The sequence below is a fragment of the Dyella kyungheensis genome, from assembly GCF_049913195.1.
Taxonomy (GTDB): domain Bacteria; phylum Pseudomonadota; class Gammaproteobacteria; order Xanthomonadales; family Rhodanobacteraceae; genus Dyella; species Dyella kyungheensis.
In genome coordinates this window covers 4,559,868-4,586,152 of record NZ_CP183983.1, presented here as the reverse complement: position 1 = coordinate 4,586,152, position 26,285 = coordinate 4,559,868, and the positions used below count along the sequence as shown (strand labels likewise).

The 26,285-nt window shown below is 60.8% G+C and carries 15 protein-coding genes; 9 read left to right on the top strand and 6 right to left on the bottom strand.

All coding sequences use genetic code 11. The features are described 5' to 3' along the window. Positions 1 to 6: 6 nt before the first annotated feature. The 3 genes from ACN9MB_RS20555 to ACN9MB_RS20545 all read right to left on the bottom strand — a co-directional run bounded on the left by ACN9MB_RS20555 (position 7) and on the right by ACN9MB_RS20545 (position 4,942). The gene (locus tag ACN9MB_RS20555) at positions 7 to 2,484 is read right to left on the bottom strand and encodes a TonB-dependent receptor (protein ID WP_426270112.1); all 2,478 of its coding nucleotides are present in this window, start codon (positions 2,482 to 2,484) and stop codon (positions 7 to 9) included. Between the two features lie 62 nt (positions 2,485 to 2,546). Continuing rightward, positions 2,547 to 3,692: an SO2930 family diheme c-type cytochrome gene (locus ACN9MB_RS20550; RefSeq protein ID WP_426270111.1), complete on the bottom strand. Its 1,146-nt coding sequence runs from the start codon at positions 3,690 to 3,692 to the stop codon at positions 2,547 to 2,549. 11 nt (positions 3,693 to 3,703) lie between these two features. Then, positions 3,704 to 4,942, bottom strand: a complete 1,239-nt coding sequence (locus tag ACN9MB_RS20545) for a parallel beta-helix domain-containing protein (RefSeq protein ID WP_426270110.1) — start codon at positions 4,940 to 4,942, stop codon at positions 3,704 to 3,706. 415 nt (positions 4,943 to 5,357) lie between these two features. Here ACN9MB_RS20545 and ACN9MB_RS20540 point away from each other — a divergent pair, with 415 nt between their 5' ends. Continuing rightward, complete coding sequence (locus ACN9MB_RS20540; protein WP_426270109.1) at positions 5,358 to 6,860, top strand: DUF1254 domain-containing protein; 1,503 nt, start codon at positions 5,358 to 5,360, stop codon at positions 6,858 to 6,860. A 219-nt stretch (positions 6,861 to 7,079) separates the two neighbouring features. Here ACN9MB_RS20540 and ACN9MB_RS20535 read toward each other — a convergent pair whose 3' ends face one another. Then, entirely contained in the window at positions 7,080 to 9,251 is a 2,172-nt protein-coding gene (locus ACN9MB_RS20535; RefSeq protein ID WP_426270108.1) for a pre-peptidase C-terminal domain-containing protein, read from the bottom strand. A gap of 914 nt (positions 9,252 to 10,165) precedes the next feature. Between ACN9MB_RS20535 and ACN9MB_RS20530 the strand changes: the two genes are divergently transcribed. From ACN9MB_RS20530 to ACN9MB_RS20515, 4 genes are all read left to right on the top strand, one after another. Then, complete coding sequence (locus ACN9MB_RS20530; RefSeq protein WP_426270107.1) at positions 10,166 to 10,750, top strand: fimbrial protein; 585 nt, start codon at positions 10,166 to 10,168, stop codon at positions 10,748 to 10,750. A gap of 93 nt (positions 10,751 to 10,843) precedes the next feature. After that, positions 10,844 to 11,584 (top strand): fimbrial biogenesis chaperone, encoded by a 741-nt coding sequence (locus tag ACN9MB_RS20525; protein WP_426270106.1) that lies wholly within the window; start codon positions 10,844 to 10,846, stop codon positions 11,582 to 11,584. A 175-nt stretch (positions 11,585 to 11,759) separates the two neighbouring features. After that, positions 11,760 to 14,588 (top strand): fimbria/pilus outer membrane usher protein, encoded by a 2,829-nt coding sequence (locus tag ACN9MB_RS20520; RefSeq protein WP_426270105.1) that lies wholly within the window; start codon positions 11,760 to 11,762, stop codon positions 14,586 to 14,588. A 64-nt stretch (positions 14,589 to 14,652) separates the two neighbouring features. Beyond that, positions 14,653 to 15,669 carry a fimbrial protein gene (locus tag ACN9MB_RS20515; protein ID WP_426270104.1) on the top strand — a complete coding sequence of 339 codons (1,017 nt, stop codon included), beginning with the start codon at positions 14,653 to 14,655 and terminating at the stop codon, positions 15,667 to 15,669. Positions 15,670 to 16,076: 407 nt separating this feature from the next. On the opposite strand, the gene ACN9MB_RS20510 is transcribed toward ACN9MB_RS20515, so the two are convergent. Beyond that, entirely contained in the window at positions 16,077 to 16,568 is a 492-nt protein-coding gene (locus ACN9MB_RS20510; protein WP_426270103.1) for a hypothetical protein, read from the bottom strand. A gap of 113 nt (positions 16,569 to 16,681) precedes the next feature. Here ACN9MB_RS20510 and ACN9MB_RS20505 point away from each other — a divergent pair, with 113 nt between their 5' ends. From ACN9MB_RS20505 to ACN9MB_RS20495, 3 genes are all read left to right on the top strand, one after another. Continuing rightward, complete coding sequence (locus ACN9MB_RS20505; RefSeq protein WP_426270102.1) at positions 16,682 to 16,939, top strand: hypothetical protein; 258 nt, start codon at positions 16,682 to 16,684, stop codon at positions 16,937 to 16,939. Between the two features lie 445 nt (positions 16,940 to 17,384). Then, a complete protein-coding gene (locus ACN9MB_RS20500) occupies positions 17,385 to 23,822 on the top strand; it encodes a YadA-like family protein (protein WP_426270101.1) in 6,438 nt (2,145 codons plus the stop codon). Positions 23,823 to 24,064: 242 nt separating this feature from the next. Next, positions 24,065 to 24,811 (top strand): hypothetical protein, encoded by a 747-nt coding sequence (locus tag ACN9MB_RS20495; protein ID WP_426270100.1) that lies wholly within the window; start codon positions 24,065 to 24,067, stop codon positions 24,809 to 24,811. A 180-nt stretch (positions 24,812 to 24,991) separates the two neighbouring features. On the opposite strand, the gene ACN9MB_RS20490 is transcribed toward ACN9MB_RS20495, so the two are convergent. Beyond that, positions 24,992 to 25,141, bottom strand: a complete 150-nt coding sequence (locus tag ACN9MB_RS20490) for a hypothetical protein (RefSeq protein WP_426270099.1) — start codon at positions 25,139 to 25,141, stop codon at positions 24,992 to 24,994. Positions 25,142 to 25,417: 276 nt separating this feature from the next. Here ACN9MB_RS20490 and ACN9MB_RS20485 point away from each other — a divergent pair, with 276 nt between their 5' ends. Further along, on the top strand, positions 25,418 to 26,182 hold the full coding sequence (locus ACN9MB_RS20485) for a hypothetical protein (protein ID WP_426270098.1): 765 nt from the start codon (positions 25,418 to 25,420) through the stop codon (positions 26,180 to 26,182). The last annotated feature ends 103 nt before the right edge of the window (positions 26,183 to 26,285 follow it).

The following is a 26,285-nucleotide window of genomic DNA, read 5'->3' as shown; positions in this document are numbered from 1 at the left end:
TCACGGTCAGAACTTCGCACGCAGTTCCAAGCCCCACATGCGGGGCGGCGAGATGCTGGCGAACGGCGTGCCGAACACCGAGGTACTGATGTTGTTCACGCCGGTCACGTAGCGCTTGTTGAAGACATTGTTGCCGTACAACGCCACACCCCAACGGTCACCCGGCGCGTGCCAGTCGATGCGAGCGTCCGTGCGCTGCTGGCTGGTGCCGATCTTGAAGTTGGGACTCACGTAGCAAGCGCCCTGGAACTGCGAATCGGCGTTGCAACGCGTGGCTCCACGATAAGCCTGCGACAGGTCGAATTCCAGCTCGCCGTTGGCCACATCGTGCAGAGTGTAGGACAGCGACAGCGCACCGGAGAAGTACGGTGCGCCGGTGGGCTGGCCGCTCAGGTCCACGCCGTCGGGCGCGGTGGCGTTGCGATACTTCGAATCGATGTAAGCGCCCATGAAATTCGCGCGGAATCCATCGATCGGCTGCCATTGCGCTTCCAGCTCCAGGCCCTTCGCTTCCTGGTTGCTGCTGTTGACCACGTAGATCGGCAGGCCGGTGGCGGGGCTGTTCGGATCGAGCGCCAGCGACTGCATGTTGTCGTAGCGGTAGTAATACACCGAGCCATTGAGCAGCAGGTTCTGGTCCGGGAACAGGCTCTTGATGCCGCCTTCGTAATTGGTCACTTTTTCGGGCTGGAAGGTGGAGCCGGGCTGCACGCTGTTGTAGCCGCCCGCCTTGTAGCCCCGGGTGACGGAGACGTAGCCCATCACGTCCGGCGTGAACTTGTAACTGGCGACCACGCGCGGGCTCCAGTTGTTCCACGTATTGCTGGCGTAGACCGGCGTGCCCACCGCGCTGGTGAAGATCACGTTGTTGCCGAACGCCGCCAGCGCGGCTTGCGCTTCGGGCGGCAGCATCTGCACGATGCCGAGGCCTTCGAGGCCAGCAATGGTGGCGTCGAAGGCCGGCGCGCTGCGTGGCATGTTGTACCAGCTGAAGTCCTTCTCATCGCGCGTGTAACGCAGGCCGGTGGTCACGTCGAAACGGTCGCTGACGTGCCAGATCACGTCGCCGAATGCGGCATACGCTTTGAAGTTGCCGTCATTGCTGATGGCTTCGTGCCACGGATCGCCCAGCAGCGAGAACGGCAAACCGAACGACGCCAGCGCGTTGCTGATATCGGTGAGCGGCGTACCCACGCCCAGGACGTTGTTCGCCAGCGTGTCGATGCTGTCGGTGTTGACGTTGGTCTCGCTGGTCTGGCGCGCCTGCTCCTGGTAGTAGCTGACGCCCGCCACCCAATCCATCAGGTCGTTGTTGCCCGAGAGCTTGAACTCCTGGTACCAGCTGTTGTTGTGTTCGATATTGGCCGTGTCCAGATAGGTGACGACGTGATTGGTGCCGTCGTAGTCGCCCAGGTTGAACGTGTCGAAGCCGCGCCATGCGGTGGTGGAGACGAGATCGCCCCAGCCGAAGGAGTGATCGATCTGCAGCGTGCCGCCGTCGAAGCGCCGCGACTCGCGTGCGCCGATGGCGTCGTTGTACAGCGGCGCATGCAGCGGATTGAGATACGTCGCCGGATCGGCCGGGTACGGCGCGCGTTCGTTGGTGTCGTTCGACAGCGGGATCAAGCCGATGGCGGGCGAGGGCGCCTGATTGAGCTTCTCGTGATCCCATGACAGCAGCACGCGGGTGTTGTCGGTCACGTTCCAGCGGAACACGGCGCGCGAGCCCCATTCGTTGTCGCCGCCGTAGCGCTTGCCGGTGGCGGCGTCCTTGATCCAGCCATCGCTCTGGTTGTCCAGCACGCTCAGGCGCAGTGCCATGTCCTTGTTGATGGGAATGTTGACCAGCGCGTCGGCGTACTTGCGCCCGTCGTTGCCCACGCGCACGCGCGCCTTGCCCTCGAACTTGTCGGTCGGTTCGTTGGTGACGATGGAGATCGCACCCGCCGCCGCGTTGCGGCCAAACAACGTGCCCTGCGGACCCTTCAGCACTTCGATGCGAGCGATATCGTTGAACGCCAGCAGCGAACCACCCGAACGCGCGGCGTAGACACCGTTGACGTACACACCCACCGCCGACTCGGTGCCGATGCCGAAGTTGCTGGTGGCGATGCCGCGCAGTTCATAGGTGGGCTGCGTGGGCTGGGTAGCGTCGATCACCAGGCCGGGCACGAAGATATCCATCTTGCTGAGATCGGTCGCAGCTAGCGTGTCGATCTCTTTGGCCGTCACGATCTGCACCGGAATCGGCACCGACTGCACTTCCTGCGTGCGGCTCTGCGCCGTCACCGTGATGTTGCCGAGCAGCTTGGCCTTTTCCGGATCGGCGCTGGTGCTGCCGCTCTTCGGGGTGCTGCCGGTGTCCTGCGGTGACGCGGCGTCATCGCTGGCCCAGGCATCGGCAGGCAAGGCCGCCAGCATCAGGCTGCCGCCGATCAACAGGCGATGCAGGCAAACGGACAACGGACGCAGACGCATATTCATCAGCACACTCTCCCCTCGAGATGAAATGGCCGCCGCCCGAAGGCCGCGGCGTTGCTACTTGTTCAATGGATCGCGACGCAGCCCCCCGACTGCGCCGCGATCCATGCCTTGATCAGTGCCACGCCTTCGCGATGCACCGTGCTGCGGCCCAGTTCCGGCATCATCACGCCGGGTTCGGCCGAGTCCATCCGGTAGGGCAGGATGGATTCGTCGGGTGAACCGGGCACGACGTCGAACAGATGGTCGCCCGTGCCGCGCCCCGCGGCGACGGGCGGCTTGCAGATGCCGAGATGACGGTCTTCGGGCGCACTCACGTCCAGCGTCAACGCAGTCGTGTTGGCTGCACCCTTGGGGTTGTGGCAATGCCCGCAGTTGATATCGAGATAGGCGCGAGCCCGCGCATCGAGCGACGCGTGTTCGTCCATCCAGTTCGCATTGCGCGGCGCTTCGGCGGGTGCCGGTGCCCCGGTGAGGTAGCCCACCTTCATCAGATGCGCCAACTCGTTCTCGTCGCCCGCCGCGTAGTGGTAATCGCGATTGAGATGGCGCGCCTTCGGACCGATGGGATGGATCTTGCGCGTCACCCAGTCCTGCGCGTGGCAGCTGGCGCACTGGCTTTCGTCGGGCACCACGTAGTTGAAGTCTTCCCGTGCATCGCTGTCGGCGACCAACGTCAACGGAATCACCGCGCCGGTGCGCGCCAGCGACGCATCTTTCTGGTCGTCCTTCCACACGTAAGGCATCGCCGCCCAACCCGATTCACGACGCACCAGGATGCGCGTTTCGATCAGATGCACACGCGACAGATCCAGTCCTTCGCCGGCAAAGTCACGCGAGCTGTCGTACGTGCGCGCCACATCGGTGAACTTCCCATCGGCGGCACGCGGGTAATAGAAGGTCTTGCTGATGATCGTGCCGACCGGAAAGTCGAAGGTATCGGTCGGGTCGTACTTGGCCGATACGCCCTTGGGCATCCAGATCGTGCGCAGCTTGTGCGCGTAATCGGTGAACAAGGGCGTATTGAGGTCGTACGGAACCACGCCCTTGTTGAGCACCAGCTTGCCGTCGCGCACTTCGACCACATGCCAGTCGCTCAACTTGGGCGGACGCCCGTCGGCCTGGAACGCCACCGGGTCGAGACCACGGTGGCAGGCACTCACCAGCACCAGTGCCAACAGCATGCCGGCACACGTAAACCACTTCATCATCTGCAGCAACCTCAGGCCTTCGGTTCCGGATCGAGCACAACCGGCGGCAGCTTGGGCAGCGTGCACTGGTAAGCCTTGGTGTCGGTGCTGGGATTCTTGTAGTCGTGCGGGCCATCGGCGTTGATCACGCCCACGTCGCCGTTCTGAATGCAGAAGCGGTCCTCTGCCGGCGGCAGGCCATCCACCAGCTTCTTTTCATCCACGTAGCCATCCCACAGGATGTCCGGGAATTTGCCGCTGAGACCGAACACCGCCGTCTTCAGCGTCTTGAGCTTCAGCCCGTCCGGTGAATCGCCGCCTCCCTTGAAGCGGTTGTCGTAGATGAAGATGCCCTTCGGGTACGGGTTGTAATCGGCCGCCACACCCTTGGTGTTGTAGTAGTTGGTGGAGAAGTAACTGGAGATGATGACGTTCGCCGTCTTGTTGTCGGCGATGTCGTTGTCGAAAATCTCCACCTTGTCGTTGGAGTTCACCACAATGCCCGAACCACGCGGCACGCTGGCCACCGCCGCGCCCTTGGCGGCGAAATTGTCGGTGTTGTTGCTGATCGACTTGTTCTTGAAGATGCGCGTGCTATGACCCGCCTGCGACAGGTTGGGCATGTTGAACACCAGAATGCCGCCCGTGTTGTTGGTGGCCATGTTCTCGTACACGTCCGCATTCACCGAATTCTCGATCTCGATGCCGGCCACGTTGTATTCGGCGCGATTGCGGCGCACCACGATGTTGTTGGACTGGCCCACGTAGATGCCGGCATCGGAAGCGCCGATCACCACCGAGTCTTCCACCAGCACGTTCTGCGTCTTCACCGGATACAGGCCGTAGGCGCCGTTGGTGGTCTTGGGGCCACCCGTCCATTCCACGCGCACGCCGCGAATGGTGATGTTCTTGCCCTGGTTGATCTTCAGCGCATCGCCCTTGGTGTCTTCCAGCGCGAGGTTCTCGATGGTGAAGTCGTTCGCGTTCACCAGCAGGCCTTCCGGCCCCACCACCTGGCCCTTGAACGACAGCACGGTCTTGTCCATGCCGGCGCCCTTGATGGTGACGCCATCGCTGCGCAGGCTCAGGCCGCGCTGCAGGTGGTAATGACCGGCCGGGATATCGATGACCGTGCCTGGCTTGGCATCCAGCAACTGCTGCTGCAGCTTGGCTTCGAACGAGGCGTCGCCGGTGCTCTGCGCAGCCTGGTCTTCATGACTGCAGGCCGCCACGGCCAAGGGCAGGGCGAGTAATAGAACGGTCTTGCGCATGATGGCTTTCCTCCCCAGGAGCACGGCTGCGTGACGCTCCACTGTCCCGGAAACTGCTGCGAGTTAGGGAGGGCAGAAGGGACGCCTAAGGGGGGCAAATCGGCCAGTGTGACGATCGTTTGAATAGTGCCGCAGAGAGATGGCCCCCTTCGAGTCGTTTAATTGATCAGGACGCCATAGGTTTTGTATATGCCGGTACCAACTATGCGAACCGAGCATTTACACACTTCCTATAAGGTCCGTTGTCGCAGTCGAAAACGGATATCCCTGTCCATGCTGGCTAGGCACATCTTTTAGGTAGTTTTACCGGAGTTTCCAACGTAGTAACACTGAGGCAACCCACTCTGAAGAGCGCCCACAATGCCTTGGTCGGTTTCTAGTCAACGCTACCGATCATCGACCGAGGGCTTCATCCATGTGCAAGGCCATTCTGTCCATTCCCTGCGCCGCCCTGCTGCTGTTCACTTGCCGACACGCGGATGCTTGCCCAACGGCCGATCCAACATCACCGATGGAAGCGGCCCAAGTCCCCGCCGCGACTAGCGCCCAAGAGCTGAAAGGCACCCCGCCGGGTACCGTCATGACCAAGGGATACGTCCAGGCGGTTGGGCGCATGGCGTACATCTGGGGATGGCCGTTGGTGAACAACTACAACCGATCGCAGGCGGTGGCGAAAGTCCCACGCCCCGGCCTGAATGGCGGGATTCTGCCGGTATCGCCTCCTGGCGCGATCAGCATGCTGACTGACTACATCAAGCCCGACCAGAATTTCATTACCTGCCCCAATCAGGACACGGTGTATGGCGCCGGCTACCAGCACGTCGATACGCAACCGGTCGTCGTGCAGGTTCCTGACTTTGGCGAACGCTTCTACGTCTATCAGATTGCCGACGCGCGCACCGACTCGTTCTGCGCCATCGGCAAGCAATACAAATCCAAGCCGGGGTTCTATTTAATCGTCGGCCCAAACTGGAAGGGCGACGTCCCTAAAGGCATCACCGAAGTGTGTCGCTCCACGACGGACCTGGTCACGGTACTTCCGCGGGCCTTCATGGACGATACCGCCGAGGACAAGGCAGCGATACAAAAGGTCTTGAGCCAGATCGTCGTCTATCCCCTGGATAAATTCGACGGCAAGATGAAAACGATGGACTGGCACAAACTCCCCATCTACCCGGTGCCAGCAAGCATGGGGGGCGGCGAGATTCACTGGGTTGAGCCCGAAAAGTTCTTCGACGAACTACCAGTCGTCATGAAGCAGATTCCTCCGCAGCCTGGTGAAGAATCTCTTTACGCAATGATTGAGTCCGTTCTCGATGCCGCTGGCAAAGACGCCAGCATCAAGCAGACTTTGGTGCAGACCGCGGTGGATGCCGACAGGGAAATTGTCGACCCGCTCTTCGAGTTCCGTAACAACGGCCGGCCCATAGGCAATGGGTGGACGTCACCATCGAATGGCGCGCGCTGGGGCGTGGACTATCTCTCCCGAACGGCCACGGCAAAATCCAATATGTACGACAACGCCCCTCAGGAAACGCGTTACATCTACACGGATTTCGACGCCAAGGGTACGCGTCTCAGTGGTGCTGGCGGCAATGCATACACGATCACCTTCCCCAAAGGTCAGACGCCTCCGGTTAGCGGATTCTGGTCCCTGACGATGTACAACAAGCATCACTTCTTCGAACCCAATGCGCTTAGCCGCTTCTCGGTGGGAACAAAGAACAAGAACCTTAAAACCAACGCGGATGGTTCATTGACGATCTACGTTCAGCACGAATCTCCGGGGAAAGACAGGGAGAGTAATTGGCTCCCTGCGCCGTCTGACGCGTTCTCGCTCTACATCCGTGCCTATTGGCCAGAAGCGCCAATCATCGACGGAACCTGGGCCCCGCCGCCGGTCGTCAAGGCGAGATAGCGAGTGCGTGCGTTCTAACCCAAACGGGTGTGCTCGTTTGCTGCAAAGTGCGTGTTCAAAGTCGGCGCGGATGACAAAGTTTGCACCGACTTCAGTTACGGACTTTGGTATTCCGGTCATAGATGGGTTTGAAAGGCATCCCTCAACTGAATCGGGCCAGCCCGGACAGACGTCCAAATGCTGGCCCGATTGGTACAGTGGAATCGATCTACCGGGCGACTACTGTATCTGGACGGTGATTTGCCTCGTCAGGGTCGTGGAGTACTGGTTAAAGGCTGCCGTCACGCTGGCCACGTACGTCCCTGGCTTGGTGTAGTAACCAACATGCTGCCCACATGGTCCTTTGACCGCAGGCGTCCCGTCACCGAAGTTCCAGAGGCAATAGTCTGGATATTTGTACCCCGCTGTGATGGCTAGGGGGGTGAATTCAAGAACAACTCCAGTAGGAGCCTTATACGGGGGCGGCACTTTTTGGGTTATCTCAAAATTGACGGGCATGGGTTCGCCCACCTTGAAGATCACCGATTGTGTAGCGGTAGAACCGTTTGCGTCCTTCATTGTCACATTGACGTTATAGGTGCCTGGCTCGTCGTATTGATAGACTCGTCCAGGCACCCACGCCTGGTTGGCGTAAGTAGCACCATCCGGTGCAGGGCCTACCCACGACCCCAGATAGACGGTCGCTGTAGAGACATTCCAGGGGCTCTGCGCGTCGCCCCAATCAAACGTCGCTGTTAGCTTCGGGCTATTGCTCCATACCTGACAGTTGAAGGCCAACTGGGTCGGGGCAGGCGAAGTCAGTGACAAATCTTTGCTCGGTGTGCACGCCATGGCAAGCTGCGCAGGCGTGGGCTTGCTTACCGTGAGTGTGTAGTGGCCCAGGCTACCGTAATTGGTATAGCCCCAGGTCAGACCGACTGCCGGATCAACCACCATCGGACTGCCGCGTCCGGTGCCCTCTACCTTGACGAAGTACGTGCCTGCCGGCGCCTGCGCGACGCTAATCGATGCGCTGAGCGGATCATTGACCAAGGGCTTGTCTTTGGCGACGGCCAGCAGCGCGCCGGAGCTGTCAAAGAGGCTCAGTTTCGCATCTAGGTTAGCTCCCACGCTGACGGGGTCCACTTCGATGTTGAGCGGCCCGCGCGATGCCGTGGTGAACTTGAAAAAGTCACTATCGGTATTGCTATTGATCAAGCCGCCAACTGCCACGTCGGTGCGGCCGGTCGTGCTGTTGAGGGTGCCGTCTGGCAGCGCGAAAGCCGTCGCGATGGTGCTGCCGTAGTCATCGGGGACGAGACGCGCACCATGTGTCTGCATGATGGCAATTTCGTCTTCGCTGTTGGTGGCGTATTGGTACGCGCCGTTGTACCAGGTGAAGAACGTGCGAGTGCCCCAGGGGATCTGCGACATGATCGGGACAAAGTTGGTCCGACCGTCACCGGGCCAGTACTCGACAAAAGCACCCGTTGGACTCTGATAGCTTTGGTGAGACAGCCCCAGCGTGTGTCCTACTTCGTGAGAAATGGACATGGCAATGCCGGGGATGTTGTTGCCAAGGTTGTCATAGAAGACATAGGCACTGTCGCTGTACCTATGCATGTCGTACGACACGCCGGCGGGTAGGATCTGGTCGAACGTGCCAATAGGCGCCGTACCGCCCGAACCGTAATGGTTCACATCCTTGGTGATGAACACTTCCACGCCGTAGGTATCGTCACTCGCACTGCTTCGCACCAGCGCGTCCTGCGGCGGATTTTCCGTAGTAACGTCAATATCAAACGGTGCGAATTCCTCAGCTACGCGCTGGAAGATTTCCTGAATCTGCTGCTGTTCGCTGGTACTGAATGTCGTGGAATCGCCGTCCATGTCGAACGGTGGATACACAGTCGATATGTTTGCGGGCGGGAAGGTCACCGTGCCGCCCTGGAAGTTCAAATAGATGACTTTCTTGGAGCTCGGGCGACTATGCAGTGCAAAAACATTGGTAGGAGGCGCCGAAAAAGCGGCGAGCGACGATCTCGGCATGAGCCGCGCTGGCGCAGGCGCCGGTGCGTTTGCGCTGGCGGCTTCCAGATAGATTAGGCGGCCATCCGGGGTGACATTAAGCGTCGGATCATGTTCCAACTTTTCCGTCAGTTGTGCTGGCGTCATGCCATACGAGGCAGCGAGCTGAGGTAGGGATCCGCCTAGCGCGCTTACAGCCGCGTCACCCTTGAGGTACTGGCTCGTTGCGGATGAAGAGGTGGCGGCGGCCGCCTCGCCAACGTCGCCCAGACCGAACGCAACAGCGCAAGCGAGCGTGGTCAACTTGACAACAAGGAAGCGGCGCGCGCGCATCGGTGCGCTATGCGCGCCGGCGGTCTTGCATTGGACGGGGCCGGTCGACAACAGAGGATATGTCCTTTCATTCACAGCTGAAATTTCCCTATCGTGGTTTGAAACTGTTGTAGAAGGCGTTTCAGGTCGCAGGTGTAAAGGGAAAGGCAAGCCCCATCATCGAACCACGGCCTCGCAGCAAACTCGTTGGTTGCGCGAAGATCTCCAAGCGTCTGATGTTGGCGTTTCCGCTGTGCGAGATCCCGACTTGGGTTCTCCAGCTTGCGTTGAAGCGAGTAGTTGATCGCCAGATACGTCCATGGAAGCCCGCAAACTTTCTGCAACATCGCTTACTTCGCCAGCCCGGGAAAGCAACTTCAGGACGTCCTGGGTCAAGAACAAACCAATTTTGTGTCGCTACGCGCACGCTTCCGCGTGGCGAGTCGAAATCATGGTAGGCGCAGTTGCTTGAAGTAGGTATCGGATAAATCCATGAAGAAACTGCTTCCTGGAATCGCAGGCGACGGCGCGGCACTCACGCGCAGGCGTGGTCGGCTAGGTCACATCGTCGCGTTCAAATTTTTCAGCGCTATCCCTGAGCGCCATACCAGCATAGCGATCGATTCTCGACATCGATGAGGTTGTCGATGGTGACAGGCGCTTCCTTGCCTGATTCTCTCGTCGCCAGTCGGCAGCATTCGTAGTTGGCTTGCCAGGCGCCATGTCAGCGCCACTTCGACCGTTGCTTTGGCCCGTTTCCGTAGACGCGATGACACGCGCGAAGGCCAGAGGTCGCGACAGATCAAAGGTCTAGGACTCCTCCAATGTTTTCCGTGATGCCCGTTCTGGATGATGCGCAGCGTCGAAAGGGGAGCTTCCTTACGACAGCGCGTCTCGCCCTTTCAAGGGACACAGGATCGCGAGGCCGGTAAATCAACGTTCCAGCCGATCCCTGGAAAGCAGACTTTCAAATCAAGGAAAAACACATGAAGAAGACTCTTTTCACCGCCGCCCTGGCTGCTGCGTTCGGTCTCGTTGCCATGCAGGCTTCCGCCTCGGACGGCCAGATCAATTTCACCGGCAAGATCACTGCCACCAACTGCACCGTCAACGGTGGCACGGGCACCGACGGCGCCGCCAAGAACATCACCGTCCCGCTCGACACGGTTAGCACGGCTGCGCTGGCTTCGGCAGGCGCCACCGCCGGTGACCATCCGTTCTCGCTGGTCTTCGGTGGTTCGGGCAGCGCGGGTTGCACCGACGGCACCAAGGTCACGCTGCACTTCGACTCCGCTGCAACGCCGTCGGGCTACACCAGCACCATGGTGAACTCGGCCACGGGCAATCTGAAGAACACCACCGCCACTGGCGCCGCCACCAACGTGGAAGTGGGTCTGACGACTCCGTCGGGCTCGGCCATCAACATGTACACCAGCAACGGTTCGCCGCAGGCGACCATCGCCAGCGGCACGGCCACGATCAATTACGTGGCTCGCTACGTGGCTACCGGTGGCGCCTCGACCGCCGGTGACGTGGCCACCGCAGTGATGTACTCGGTGATCTACAACTGATCGATCGCTGTTAGATCGTGATGCGGTGAGGTCGGCTTCGGCCGGCCTCGCCAATCAAATGCCCGATTCCATGTCTCGCTTTGAGAAACCCTCATGAAGACCTTCGCTCGTGTTGCCTGCGCGCTCGCCCTCGTTGTCGGAGGTGCTGGCAGCGCCTACGCAAGCATTCAGATCAACGGCACGCGTGTCATCTATCCGGCTGAGCAGCGCGAAGTCAGCCTCAGCATGGTGAACAACAGCAGTGCTCCGATCCTCCTGCAGTCGTGGGTGGATGAGGGCAACCCCAAGGACAGCCCGGAAACGTCGAAGGCGCCGTTTATCCTCACGCCGCCGATGTCGCGCGTGGACCCCGCCAAGGGCCAGACCCTGCGCATCATGTTCACTGGCGCCGCCCTGCCGCAGGATCGCGAAACGGTGTATTGGCTCAACGTGCTTGAAATTCCGACCAAGCCGAAAGTCAAAGAGGGTGACTCCAGTAATTACCTGCAGTTCGCGATCCGCTCGCGTCTGAAGCTTTTCTATCGACCCAAGGGTCTGCCGGGCAATTCGTTCGATGCCATTGACCAGGTCAGCTGGCGCGTCGAGAAGGAAGGCAGCGGCTATGTTGCCGAATGCACGAATCCCACGCCGTACTTTGTCTCGTTTGGCTCGCTGACATTCAAGGGTGTCGGAGTGGATAAGAGCCTCGAACCGAAGGGCGGCATGTGTCCAGCGAAGGGCAGCGAAAAGTTTCCGCTCAAAGGAAACCCAGACGTAGCCAACGGAAAGCTGACCGTCCAGGTCATCAATGACTACGGCGGCTTCGATACGCACGACGTGCCTTTCAGCCGCTGACCCGAGTGCCGGCCTGACTCGAGATCTCTCGGCCAAGCCCTGACCTGGCGCTTAGCACTAGCACGCTTCTTTCTGATCATCCCTGCCTTGCGGCATGGGTGCCGGGATCTTGCCGCCCATTGGGCGCGTCCCGATCGGTGACCGAGTTCCCACGAGACATATCCGGACAATACCTATGCCTACACCCAGCAGACACGCGCGACCTTCTCGCCTCGAACGCACGAATGGCTTGCAGCCCAAGTATCTCTCGGTGATGCTGGCATTGGGTCTTGGAATCGTGCCGGTGTGGGCGTGGAGTGCAGCGCCGGCCGCGGTCGATCCGGTGGCGCCCGCTGATCCGAGCGGCGGTGCGGTCGAGTTCAACGGTGCCTTCACTGGCAATACCCAGAGCGTCGATCTATCTCGCTTCGAGAAGGGCAACCCGGTGATGCCTGGCCGGTATCGCGTCGACCTTTACGTCAACGAGGTCCGTCTCGCCACCCAGGACGTCACCTTCCGCGCGGTGCAAGGCAGCGATATCGCCGAGCCCTGCTTTGGCTATGACGACATACTCCATATGGGTGTCGACACCACCAAGCTCGATCCGGCGGTATTCAACAAAGGCAACAATTGCATCACCGCGGCCGACATCGGCCCGGATGCGTTCGCCAAGATGGACATGGGGTCGCTGCACCTAAATGTGTCGATTCCACAGGTGGCGCTGCTCAATCATGCACGTGGTTACGTCAGTCCCAGCCTGTGGGATAACGGCGAAACCGCTTTCCTGATGGGCTATAGCTTTAACGCCTACTCGACCAACACCAGCTACGACGGTATGCGTGGCGACGGTGCGGGTATGGCGATCGATGCCAATGGCGGCACGCTCAACGTTCAGAACGCCAGCTATTACAAACAGAATCCGGATGGCACGTATTCCGCATCACCCAACGGCACCTACATGTTGGGCACGAACGGCAGCTTTACACCGGTGAAGTACAACAGCTTCACGCCCTGGAGCAATGGCGCGCACTACAGCGACGTCAATGCCTACCTCGGCCTCAACCTCGGCCTTAACGTGGCAGGCTGGCGCCTGCGCTCGCAGGAGACCATGCAGTGGGATCAGCGCACCGGTCGCACCTACTGGCACAACATCAACACCACGGCCTCGCACGACATCACACCGTGGAAGGCGCAGCTGACGATTGGTGACTTCTTCACGCAGGGCGTGGTCTTCGACACCACATCGTTCCGTGGCTTCAGCATCTACAGCGACGACCGCATGCTGCCGGATTCGGTGCAGGGTTACGCGCCGACCATCCGCGGTGTCGCCAATACCCAGGCACGCGTTGAAATTCACCAGAACGGCAACCTGATGTACGAAACAACGGTCGCGCCAGGTCCGTTCAAGATCGACGACCTGTACGCCACGGGTTACGGTGGCGATCTCGTCGTGAGCGTGTTTGAAGCCGATGGCAGCACGCATACGTTCACCGTGCCTTACGCGGCGGTGCCCATGTCGCTCCGTCCGGGCATCAGCCGCTGGGCCGTCACCGATGGCCAGATCCGCGACGACTCGCTGGTCAACGGGCGCCCTTACTTTGTCGAAGGCACCTATCAGCGCGGTATCACCAATTGGTTGACGCTGTACGGCGGCGTGCAGTCGACGTACCGCGCTCTCTACAAAGCGTATCTGGGAGGCGCCGCTGTCACCACGGAAGCAGGCGCGTTCGGTTTTGACGTCACCAACTCGCACACGACGTTCCAAGGGGCGGGTGAGTCTCTTTCCGGTTACAGCGCTCGCTTGAGCTATGCGAAGACACTGCCGTCCTACGGCACCACCTTTGCCGTGGCCACGTACCGTTACTCCAACACCAACTTCCTTTCGTTGGACGAGGCCGTACAGGCGCAGGATCGCCTGACCACCTACCGTTCCCACAACATCGATGTTGGCGCGCCGTATCGCAACAAGCAGCGTCTGCAAGTCAACGTAAGCCAGGATTTTGGGGGCAACAAGGGCTCGCTTTACCTCAATGGTTCGCGCATGACCTATTGGAACGGCGCGCCAGCGGCTACCACGTACCAGATGGGTTACTCCAACCACTGGCGCGACATCAGCTTCGGTCTCACTGCCAGCCGAACCTATTCGTCCTCACCGGTGTACAACGGCAGTCGTTACGACAACCAGTTCGGCGTGAACCTGTCCATCCCGCTGGGTGGTCCGCGCGTTAACCGCCCGAGCCTCTCGTTGAGCGCCACGCATGACGATTATGCTGGCAACACCGATCGCGCCAGTATCACCGGCGGCTTCGGTGACCGTCACCAGTACAACTACAACGCCAGCGCGACCTATAGCGATCAGGACAACGCGCAAACCACAGTCAGCGGTAGCTTGGGTTGGCAGGGTAGCTACGTCAATCTGGGAGCCAGCGCCTCGCATAGTGACCACTACGATCAAGGATCGGTCAGTGCGTCGGGCGGCCTTGTGGTACACCCGGGCGGCGTGACGTTGGCGCCCTTCATGGATCTCAACGGCGCGATGGCCGTCGTGTACGCTCCCGATGCACAGGGCGCCGCCAGCGGCTCCACCAAGGTCGACGGTCGTGGCTACGCGGTGGTTGGTGGCCTGCGTCCGTATCGCATGAACGATGTGTCGCTCGATCCGTCGGGCACCTCCACGGATGTGGAATTGCAGACCACGCGTCTGCAGACTGCGCCGCGCGCCGGTGCAGTGATCCCGCTGAAGTTCAGCACTGTCTCCGGTCGCGCCGTGTTGATCCGCGCCACGCAGCCCAGCGGCAAAGTGCTTCCGTTTGGTGCGGACGTGCTCGATGCCAATGGCCAGAACGTGGGCACCGTGGGCCAGGGTGGCCAGATGTTTGTTCGAGGCGCCGAAGAGGGCGGCACTTTGTCGGTGCGATGGGGCGATCAGCCCGATCAGCAGTGTCACGTCAGTTATCAACTCCCGGCACGCGACAAGGGAGCGGCCAACGCCGTCATCGATAACGTGGAGGCGTCGTGCCACTGATCGAAGCACTTCTGGCGTCCGATTGCGCCAGCGGACACACGCCACGATACATCGAGAAAAAGTCATGAACAAATTCTTTCGTAGTCTTCTGCTGGTCGTATGCGCCGTGGTGTTCCATGGGTATGCGCCCAAGGCCCATGCCGCCTTCGTGTGCGCCACCCCAGGCATATCGAGCCTCACAGCTCCGGCACCCGCGCAAGTCGATACTACGCTGCCTGTAGGTGCCACGTTATGGACGGGAGCGATCAACGTGAGCACTAGTGCCGGAGCGGCGTGTAGCGGCGGCTGGCCGGCTGCGCCGGAGACTATCGATTTCAAGGGATCCATGCCCTATTTGGGTGGCAATATCTACGACTCGGGCATACCGGGCATCGGCTATACGGTTCAGTTCACAGGCGGCGGCTGCAACCCCGCACTATGGCCGGTGTCATGTACATCGGTTTGGGGCCAAGGTGTCGCCGCCCACCAGGTGACGGTCAAGCTCATCAAAACGGGCGCCATCACGAGAGCCGGCTCCGTGTCGGGAGAGTTTGCTCATTGGGAGGTGCATCAGACTGGAAATATAGGCGCTCCTACCACCTACGAAACCTATGTTTGGAGTGGCAGTTTCATCGTCACGCCAAAGAGTCCGACGTGTCAGGTCACTTCTTCGTCCCCTATCGCGGTGACGCTACCCGATCAGTCCGCGGATGGATTTAGTGGTGTGGGTACCACTGCAGGTACGGCGCAGAACTTCAACATCAACCTGAGCTGCTCTGGCGGTGATCCAGGCTCGAGCAGCAGGATGTACATCACGCTCACCGATGCGACCAACCCGGGCAACACTACCGACATGCTCTCGCCCACGGCAGCAACGGCAAGTACCGGTGTCGGCGTTCGCATCTTCAACGGCTCCCTGCCCGTGAAATACGGCCCGGACTCGGTCTCGGTCGGCAACACCAATCAGTGGCAGGTCACCACCGTCAACGCCGGCAGCAGCACGGTAAGCATTCCACTTACCGCTCAGTATGTGCAGGTAGGTTCGACGGTGCAGGGTGGTCCGGTCGCAGCCATCGCCACCTTCACGATGGCGTACAACTAATTCGACAATCCGCCGCGGTGCCGAAGAAGAAGGGATCCCTTGATCCCTTCTTCCGGGGCGGATTGCCATACGTTTCCACGGAGAAGCGACCTGCCGTTGGCCCCGCCTCGTGGACGGTTTGGTCAGGCGCAAAACTACAGCTACATCCGCCACGCCGGGTCTGCTAGGTCGTGCCGAAATGCAGCATCAGTGGCGGCATCTTCTTTCGGCCGCAGTGCAGCAGGCCCAGTATTGAGAAGGCATCCCATTGCACGGCACTACGCGTGTACGAGATCAGCATGCACAGGCCCTTGAAGACAACCTGGCCCCTCAATCTATTGCTGACAGGTTGGTCTCTGGTCGCCGTGGCATTGGCCGCGGCTCATCTGCTCCTGCCCATCTGGACTGCGGAAGGCACCAACTGGCTTTCATCGCCGCACTGGCAATGGGAGATTGCCTCCTTCGATCTCGCTGCTGCTGCGGCATTCCTCTGGGTTGCTCGACAGCGGCACATTGACCTGAAGATCAAAACTACGTGGCTGCTGTGCTGTCTTTCGCTCGCCATTGGCGCCAATCATCTGTCGGGATGGCTTGAGAAGCCACAGCTGTTCCACGTGGTTTTCACGCTCGGCAATATGCTGGCCGTACTGTGTGGCATGTTGGCGATTGGCCACGCGAGAGTTCGAGGTCGACGCCAAGCAGGGTTCATGGCACACGAAAGCCACGGCCCGCATTAGGGTGAGGAGTCTCCCGATAGGTGCGACACAGATCAGGGAATCTTTGTGGCGATCGGGAAGATTGACCGCGTTTGCCATCTGAGCACCGCGGATGGTCAGCTCAATACAGCCGTTGTCCAGGAGGGCTCGCCAAAACAGGTGAGGATCTACCTGGAAATCAGGGCGGCAGAGCCCGTTCTTCATGGCGACTTCCCACACGCTGACTGGGCTCTTGTCCGCGATCAGGTCGCAGGCCTCGTCGGAGAGCGCGCCTTGGGCCTGTAAGTCGATGCCGCGACCGCCGCCTACAGCAGAAGATGCGTATCAAGCATCCGAACCTCCTGCAAACGCATGACTACTTCAATCTGGGCCATCCGAAGGCCTGGATGCGCGATTTTCCCTTCCATGTGAAATTTGGCGGCGGCTTCATCCAGAAGCTCCCGTGCTTGGAGCAACTGCGCATGCGTATAGCTGCATTTCTTGATCAGCCAGAGCAGCGCTGGACGCCCCCATCGCGGCACGCCTGGGAAAACTCTCCGGTCGCTTCCAACGCGGTTGTCATGCGGATGGACTAGTTCAGCTAGTCCAGTTGTCACTCTCGTGCGTGAAAGGCGAAATGCGGCGGAAGAGGACCAAGCGCAATGGGAGGGCTTTGTCGGGTTTTGTATTTTGCCATCCGGACGTTTTGTCGCACCTGCCTTGCCACATCGTCCGCTATGCGGCCGTTATCCAGATTTTTTCGGCCAATTGTCTTTCGTGGTCACACAGATTCTAGGACTTCTCCGATATTGCGGTCGCGCCGTTACCAGTTATGGCGCGCGCGATGCCGGCTCATGCATAAAAACAAGACGATTATAAGCGAGGTAGGACTTATCTGATGTAGGCGTTTGACCCCTAAGAGCAGACTCCTCAGCTGTCAGCGAACCCATCGTTCGCCCACATCCTGTAGTCACTCTCTTAGGTCAATTTATGAATACCGCTTATCGAATTGTTTGGAACGCCGTCACCGGCAATTGGGTCGTGGCCTCTGAGTTGGCCAAGGGCCGTAAGAAGAGCGGCAGCAAGCGCGCTGTCGTGGGCGCCATGCTGGTGGCGGGCGTGCTGGGTTCGTTGTCCATGAGCCAGGCTGCGTTTGCCGCCAACGGCGGCAGCATCGCGATGTGTGCCGAAGACAATACCGGCACCATGATGGGCACGAGCGGCACCCCCACTTCCATGAGCAACTGTGCGGGCTCCGCCTACGACTGGGGTCTGTTCAGCGATTCCAACCCGAGCGGTTCCGCGGGTGGCGTCAACCAGACATCTCTCACTGGCAACAAAGACGGCACGATGTCGATCTATGCGGTGAACGGCGTGAAGATGCTGTCCACCATGGACATGGGCAACTACAAGATCACCGGCCTAGCCAACGGCACGGCGGCCACCGACGCGGCGACCTTCGGTCAGTTGACCAACGCCACGAAATACTTCGTTGCCAACTCGACGTTGCCCAATTCGATTGCCTACGCAACAGACGCGGTTGCGATTGGCGGCGGGGCGCAAAGCGGTACCGTGGGCAACCCGAGTTTCTCTGGTGGCGTTGCCATTGGCGTGAACGCGAACGGTGGCGGTGGTCATGCGGTGGTCATTGGTTCGGGCGCGACGACAGGTTTGGCCCCCGGCGTTGGTTCGCTTTTGGCTAATACGAACGATCTGGTTGCCATCGGTGACAATGCCGCCGCCTACTATGGGCACAGCATTGCCATGGGCGGAAATGCCGTCGTCAATCCGGTCTCCAACGGATCCACCGGCTTTGGCTACGCAATCGGTATCGGCGATAGTGTCAGTGTGACCCAGGTCGGCGGCACCGCGTTGGGCGCCACGGCCCAGGTCACAGGGCAATACGCCACGGCGCTGGGCTTTGCGAGCAACGCTTCTGCCACAAATGGCGTTGCCGTGGGTAATGCGAGCAACGCTTCTGGCGCAAGCGGCGTTGCCGTGGGCAATGCGGCCCATGCGACTGGCGCGGCCGATGTTGCCATCGGGATGGGCGCTGTTGGTGGTTTTGGGAATACCAACCCCCTCAATTCGTCCGTGGCGATCGGTTACAACGCCGCTGCGACGGGAGCTCTCTCCACGGCGGTGGGCAACCAGGCGACGGCGAATAGCAACTTCAGTTCATCTCTCGGCTACGCTGCCAATTCGTCGGCTATTGGCGCTCAGTCGCTAGGCTCCTTTGCAGCGGCGTCCGGCAGTTATGCCCTTGCGGCGGGCTACAACGCCAACGCTTCGGCAGGTAACAGCGTGGCGTTGGGCGCAGGTTCTACGACCACTGCGACCTTGACCAATGCGGCCTACAACCCCGGCAGCGCAACGCTGTCGGGCACAGCTTCCGTGGCCAATGGCGAAGTCTCCATCGGCAAGTCCGGCAGCGAACGCCGCCTGACCAACCTGGCCGCCGGCTCCGCTCCGACCGATGCGGTCAACGTGAGCCAGTTGCAGGCGGAAGACGCCACGGTGGACTTGCTGGGCGCCAACACGGCTGCCGCGCTGGGCGGCGGTTCGACCTACAACGCCACCACCGGTGCCATTACCGCACCGAGCTATGCGCTGGCCAACGCCAACACCATCGTGGGCACCAGCGGTGCGGCGACGGATGTTGGCACGGGCTTCAGCAAGGTGGACACCGCACTGGGCAAGCTCAATACCTCCATCACCAACATCAACAACGGTGGCGGCATCAAGTATTTCCATGCGAACTCCGGCTCTCCCGATTCGCAGGCCACCGCCAGTGGGAGTATTGCCATCGGTGGTGGTGCCCAGGCATCGGGCACAAACAGCATGGCCATGGGGAGCAATGCCAGCGCGACAAACAGCAATTCCGTGGCTTTCGGCGCGGGAAGCCAGTCCAACGGCCTCTGGTCCTTTGCTCTGGGGTACAACACCAACGCGAGCGCGCAGAATTCCTACGCCATTGGCCAAGCAGCGACCGCGGCATCGAGTGACGCGATGGCCCTGGGCACGCAAGCCTCGGTGGACAGCAATTCGAACGCCGCCGTGGCCATGGGCCGCTTGGCTTCAGCGAAGAACGCTGCCAACGGCATGGCGTTCGGTAACCAGAGTGCGGTCACGGCCAACAGTGGCGTCGCCCTGGGCTACAACGCCAATGCCAGCGCCGCCAATTCGGTGGCTCTGGGCGCGGGTTCCACCACCACAGCCGACCTGACCCAGGCGGGATACAACCCCGGTTCTGCCGCGCTGTCAGGCACGGCCTCGACGGCCAATGGCGAAGTCTCCATCGGCAAGTCCGGCAGCGAACGCCGCCTGACCAACCTGGCCGCCGGCTCGGCCCCGACCGATGCGGTCAATGTGAGCCAGTTGCAGGCGGAAGACGCCACGGTGGACTTGCAGGGCGCCAACACGGCTGCCGCGCTGGGCGGCGGTTCGACCTACAACGCCACCACCGGCGCGATTACCGCGCCGAGCTACACGCTTGCTAACGCCAACAGCATCGGCGGCACCAGCGGTGCGGCGACGGATGTCGGTACGGGCTTCAGCAAGGTGGACACCGCACTGGGCAAGCTCAATTCCGTGACCACCTATACCAATCGCTATTTCAAGGTTGCAGGCGGCGCCAATGACGGCACCGACGATGCCAAAGCCCAGAGCCCGGGTGGTGTCTCGATCGGCCGTAACGCCTATACGGTGTACTCCAATACGATCGCCATCGGCGATGGCGCGCGGGCGGATTACACCGACAACATGGCTGTGGGCGCGGGCGCCTACGGTGGTGGCGGCGCCTCGATTGCGGTGGGTACGCGCGCTTCAACGCTCAGCGCCGCGGGCGCGAACTATCAGACCGCTCTGGGCGTGGATGCCAAGTCGGAAGCCGCTTACGCCACGGCGCTGGGTGGCTCTGCGGATGCCAAGGCCAACTACTCCGTCGCGCTTGGCGAGGGCGCTGTTGCCGACCGCGCCTCCGGCATCGGCGGCAGCACCAAGGGAGCCGTCTCGGTGGGCAGTGGCGGTGCCGGCACGGCGACCGATACGCGCCAGATCATCAGCGTGGCGCGCGGCACGCAGGATACCGACGCCGTCAATGTGAGCCAGCTCAAGGGTGTGAGCATGGCGCTCGGCACCACGGTGAATGCGGATGGCACTATCTCGGCGCCGAGCTACACGCTTGCGAACGCCAACAGCATCGGCGGCACCAGCGGTGCGGCCACGGATGTGGGTTCGGGCTTCGCGAAGGTGGATGGCGCGCTGGGCAAGATGAACACGAGCATCGCGGGCAACACGACGTCGATCAGCAACATCACCAACCAGATCAACAACGGCACGGTGGGTCTGGTGCAGCAGTCGGCAGCCAGTGCGAACCTGACGGTGGGCAAGGCCACGGACGGTGCGGCGGTGGACTTCATCGGCACGTCCGGCACGCGCAAGCTGATCGGCGTGACCGACGGCACGGTGGCCTCGGGCAGCAAGGAAGCCGTCAATGGCGGCCAGCTGTACACGACCAATCAGGCCGTGGCCCAGAACACCACGGACATCGCGGGCAACACCACGTCGATCAACACGCTGAACACAAACGTCTCGCAGAACACCAGCGACATCGCCGGCAATACCACGTCGATCAACAACCTTGACGGGCGCGTGACGCAGAACACCACGGATATCGCGGGCAATACGACGTCGATCAGCAACCTGCAGAACACGGTCAACAACATCAACAACGGCACGGTGGGTCTGGTGCAGCAGTCGGCAGCCGGTGCGAACCTGACGGTGGGCAAGGACACTGACGGTGCAGCGGTGGACTTTGCCGACAAGAACGGCAACACCCGCACGCTCAAGAACGTGACGGCCGGTGTGGCCAGCACCGACGCGGTGAACATGTCGCAGCTCAACGCGACCAATGCCAATGTGACCCAGAACAGCGCGGACATCGCGGGCAACACTGCATCGATCAACACGCTGAACACGAACGTCGCGCAGAACACCAGCGACATCGCCGGCAACACCACGGCCATCGCGGGCAACACGACGTCGATCAACAACCTGCAGAACACCGTCAACAACATCAGCAGCGGCACCATGGGCCTGGTGCAGCAAGCTTCGGCAGGTGCCGACCTGACGGTGGGCAGGGACACCGACGGCACGGCCGTGGACTTTGCCGACAAGAACGGCAATACCCGCACGCTGAAGAACGTGACGGCCGGCGTGGCCAACACCGACGCGGTGAACATGTCGCAGCTCAACGCGACCAACGCCAACGTGGCGCAGAACACCAGCGACATCGCGGGCAACACCACCGCCATCAGCAACCTCGACAACCGCGTGACCACCAACGAAGGCGACATCAGCACGCTCAACACGAACGTCAGCAATATCGATGCCCGTGTGACGAAGAACACGTCGGACATCGCCGGGAACACCAGCTCGATCAACAGCATCACCAACCAGATCAACAATGGTACGGTGGGCCTGGTGCAGCAGGCTGCGGCAGGCGCCGACCTGACGGTGGGCAAGAACACCGACGGCACGGCCGTGGACTTTGCCGACAAGAACGGCAACGCCCGCACACTGAAGAACGTGACGGCTGGCGTCGCCAACACCGATGCGGTGAACATGTCGCAGCTCAACGCGACCAATGCCAACGTGGCGCAGAACACCAGCGACATCACGGGCAACACCACCGCCATCAGCAACCTCGACAACCGCGTGACCACCAACGAAGGCGACATCAGCACGCTCAACACGAACGTCAGCAATATCGATGCCCGTGTGACGAAGAACACGTCGGACATCGCCGGCAACACCACATCGATCAACAACATCAGCAACCAGATCAACAGCGGCACGATTGGGCTGGTGCAGCAGTCCGCAGCCGGTGCCAACCTCACGGTGGGCAAGGATACGGACGGCGCGGCGGTAGACTTTGCCGGCACGGTGGGTGCACGCAAGCTGGTCAATGTGGCAGACGGCGCGGTGGCCGATGGCAGCAAGGAAGCCGTGAACGGCGGCCAGCTGCACGGCGTGAGCCAGTCGGTGGCCAACGCCATGGGCGGTGGTTCTACGGTGAACAGCGACGGCTCCATCTCGGCGCCGAGCTACACGGTGACCAACGTCGACGGTTCGACCAGCACGGTCAACAGCGTGGGCGATGCGATTACCAACATTGATGGCCGCACGTACAGCAACACCACGGCCATCTCGGACCTGAGCCAGACTGTCAACAACATCACCAACAACGGTGCGGGCATCAAGTACTTCCACACCAATTCGACGCAGGCCGATTCGGTGGCGAGCGGCGCGAATGCCGTGGCGGTAGGTGGCAATGCCCAGGCGTCGGCGAGCAATGCCGTGGCCGTGGGTAGCGGCGCGCAGGCCACGCAGGCCAACAGCGTGGCGCTGGGTGCGGGGTCGACCACGTCGGCGGTGACGGCGACCACGGGCGCCACCATTGCGGGTTCCAGCTATACCTATGCCGGCGGCGCGCCGACTGGCACGGTGAGCGTGGGCAGTGCGGGTAGCGAGCGCACAGTGACCAACGTGGCGGCTGGCCAGGTGTCGGCCACCAGCACGGATGCAGTCAACGGCAGCCAGTTGTACGCGACCAACCAGGCAGTGAACCAGCTCGATGGCCGCATGGGCAACGTCGAGAACAATCTCGGCAACGTCACCAGCACGGTCAACAACATCACCCACACCATGGCGAGCGGCCAGAGCGGCATGTTCCAGGTCAGCGCCGACAGCAACAGCACGCAGCCGGTAGCTTCCGGTACGCGCTCCACCGCAGGCGGCAATGGTGCGGTCGCCTCGGGCGGCAGCAGCACGGCTGTAGGTAACGGCGCGCAAGCCACGGGCAGCAACAGTGTGGCGGTCGGTGCCGATTCCGTGGCCAGTCGCGATAACACGGTGTCGGTCGGCTCGGCGGGCAAGGAGCGTCAGGTCACCAACGTAGCAGCCGGTACGGCCGATACGGATGCGGTGAACGTATCGCAGCTGAAGTCGACGGGCGTGCTCAACAAGGATGGCTCGGCCAACCAGACGGTCACGTACGACCACAACACGGATGGCAGCACCAGCGTCACGCTGAACTCCGGTGGCGACCCGACCATCATCCACAACGTGGCGGCCGGTCAGATGCCCGCGGATGCAGCAACGGTCGGTCAGGTCAACGATGCCATGCAGCAGACGGCCAACTGGGCCAAGAACTACACGGACCAGCAGGTTGCCAACGTGAGCCGTCAGGCGCGTGCCGGCAGTGCTTCCGCCATTGCGGTGGCCAGTCTGCCGCAGGCCTACCAGCCGGGTCAGAACAGCGTGGGCGTGGCGTTTGGCACGTACCAGGGCCAGAACGCGATGTCGGTGGGTATGTCCGCCATCTCGGAGAGCGGTCGCTACATCGTCAAGTTCAGTGCCACTGGTTCGCAGCACTCCGGCGCTGGCGCGGGGATTGGCGCTGGCATGGTCTGGTAAGTACTACGCTTCGCTCCTGTAAAAGAGGCGGTGCCGTAGCGATACGGCGCCGCCTTTTCTTGCCGTTTGAAAGCGCGAGGCAGAAACATAGGAGGCCGTTCAATGGCCTCGGAAAGTTGGCTTCGACTAGGCGACAGTTCTAACGCGAGGCAGCCTGGATCTGTTGCCCCGGACTTATCTGATCGTATGCCTATTCACCATTTTGTACGCTGGGCGATTCTTTCTTCCATTGATGATCACTCATGTCGTTTATTCAGCGCGCAGAACAAGGCTTTTACCGTCTGACACGTCTTCTATCTATCCTTCTTACCGTTGCGCTATTGGCTTGTGCCGTCGTTATCGGTAAACACTGGCTCGACGTCACAGCCCCGGAAACCAAGCCAATACCCGTTAGCCCCGCCATTCCGGCAGTGGCCGTGGAAGATGTGGTCACACACGTGATCGCCGGCGAAAAGGAAGGCGCGGAAGATGAAGCGAACCGTAAAGCTCGCGAACGTATGCAAAAAGCGATTTTATCTTTCGCGGCCAAGTACGGCGTGCCCGCTGACAGCATAGAACCCGGCAACGTCATTGGCGATGTGTTGACAACGGCCGCCGATCAGGAAAGCGAGGAGTTGAAGGTGGCCTACGCTGATGGCGCGGCGGCTATGCTGGAACACGCACTGGCCGATCCTCGAGTCGACGGTTTGATCAAGAAGGCTGAGGACAAGGCCCATCTGTCGAATGGCCAGGAGAAACTTGCCGTCGATCTTGATGCCATCGAGTCAACCCTGGACGAACTAGTCACCCAGTACAAGTACGAGTTCCAGAAAGGGATGGTCCCCAGCGAAAGCGATGATCTCGATAGCTTGAAGAAGCGCGATGACACTATGCGCTCGATGGCGCGAATTGGTGGACCACTGGCTTTGCTCCTGCTCATTCTTCAGGTTCTGGCCTTCGGCCGGGTAGACCAAAGTCTTCGCGACATCGCCCACGCGCGCCGCAGCTAGTGCTCTGCTAGCCCGTTACGGCCCAATCCCGAACTGCTTCAGTCATGCCTGGTAGATCGGCCAACTTTCCGCGCATGGGTAGGGCGATATTCACCAATGGTGGGGACATGCGATATGTGCTCACGGACCGCAGCCGCACGGGGTGCCTCAGTGCAACGGAAGTCGGAAAACCGAGAGCGTTCAAACGAAGCTCGCGCAGAACGGAACGTGCACCTGATGGGCCTGCTCTTTGGTGTGCTTGGCTGGGTCGTGGCTTTTGTCCTCACCATTGGAGTGATGTCCATTGCGCATTGGTCCGTATTGATCGCCCCCTGCGTACTCGTCGGTCACGCCGTATCGTTTTGGTGCTGTGCCCGAGTCACACGCGACCGTAGGTACAAATGGGTATGGCCGTACATGATCTCGGCATGGATTGCTTTCGTCGTCGCAGTCGGAGCAACGGCCGCCTATGTTGTCCCTGACATGCTGAGTAACCTGGCGCGTTCGCGATAGAGGTCGAGTTTACTTCAACCCTCGAAGAAGGCCGGCTGTGAGTTCTATCAGTAAGTCACAACGCGTATATGGGCCTGATGGCCCTCTTTCAGGAGGGACTTTGAAGAAGCCCAGTTGCACCGTCCTGATCACCGCAGCACGAGACGTTCATTGATTCTTTCTCGATCGGTTACCTGCCTGATATGGGCTGCGCTGGCCTGCCTGGTCCTGGCCGGTTGCTCGACGCTGGGGAAGCTGGGCGGCATCGGCATGGGGCCCGGTGTCGCCCGCAGTTCTCAATTCAGGCCGCAGCCGAGGGCTGCGTCGCAGACGGTCTATCGAATCGATGAAAGGCGCTATTTCATCGTGGAGCCCGACACCAATACGTCATGCCAGAGTGTCTCGCTGAGGTACAGCGAACAGAGTTATCGGTATTCAAAGCATGACGCGAGGAAGTTCGGCATACCCGAAGCGAACCACGCGATCGTTTCCTCGCACTATGTTCCCGCCCCGGTCAGCTTGCGCGCCGATGCATCCAGTACACGCTATCTGCTGGCGCCAGGCATGCTGGACATGGGCCAGCCGGGGTATTTCTTTGTGCCGTTTTCGGCGGACAGCGGCGATAGCTGGGGAGATCTCGTGCTGCCGAGGAGCGGCCCTGAGGCTCGGCTCGATCTTGTACAACGCGGCACCCTGCTGTATTTCGATCACGACAGCAAAGTGATCGACCTGAGCAAGCTTCCGCCGATTTACTCGCACGGAATGTATCTGATCAAGTTGACCCAGTGGCGTTCAGTGGAAGAGCACGAAGTCTTGCCGGCACAAGGTCAGCCATCGCTTGATACCCAGGCGATTTGCCTGCCTCACGATCTGCCCTTTCGAAGGCAGCAGCGCGATTGAAAGGCGGGTGATGGCGACCGTAGAGCCTGGCAAGATGGGGCTTCGCATCTCGGGATTACCTGGGTCGAGGTCTTCAGAAGCATGCTGTCGATTTCCAGCAAGA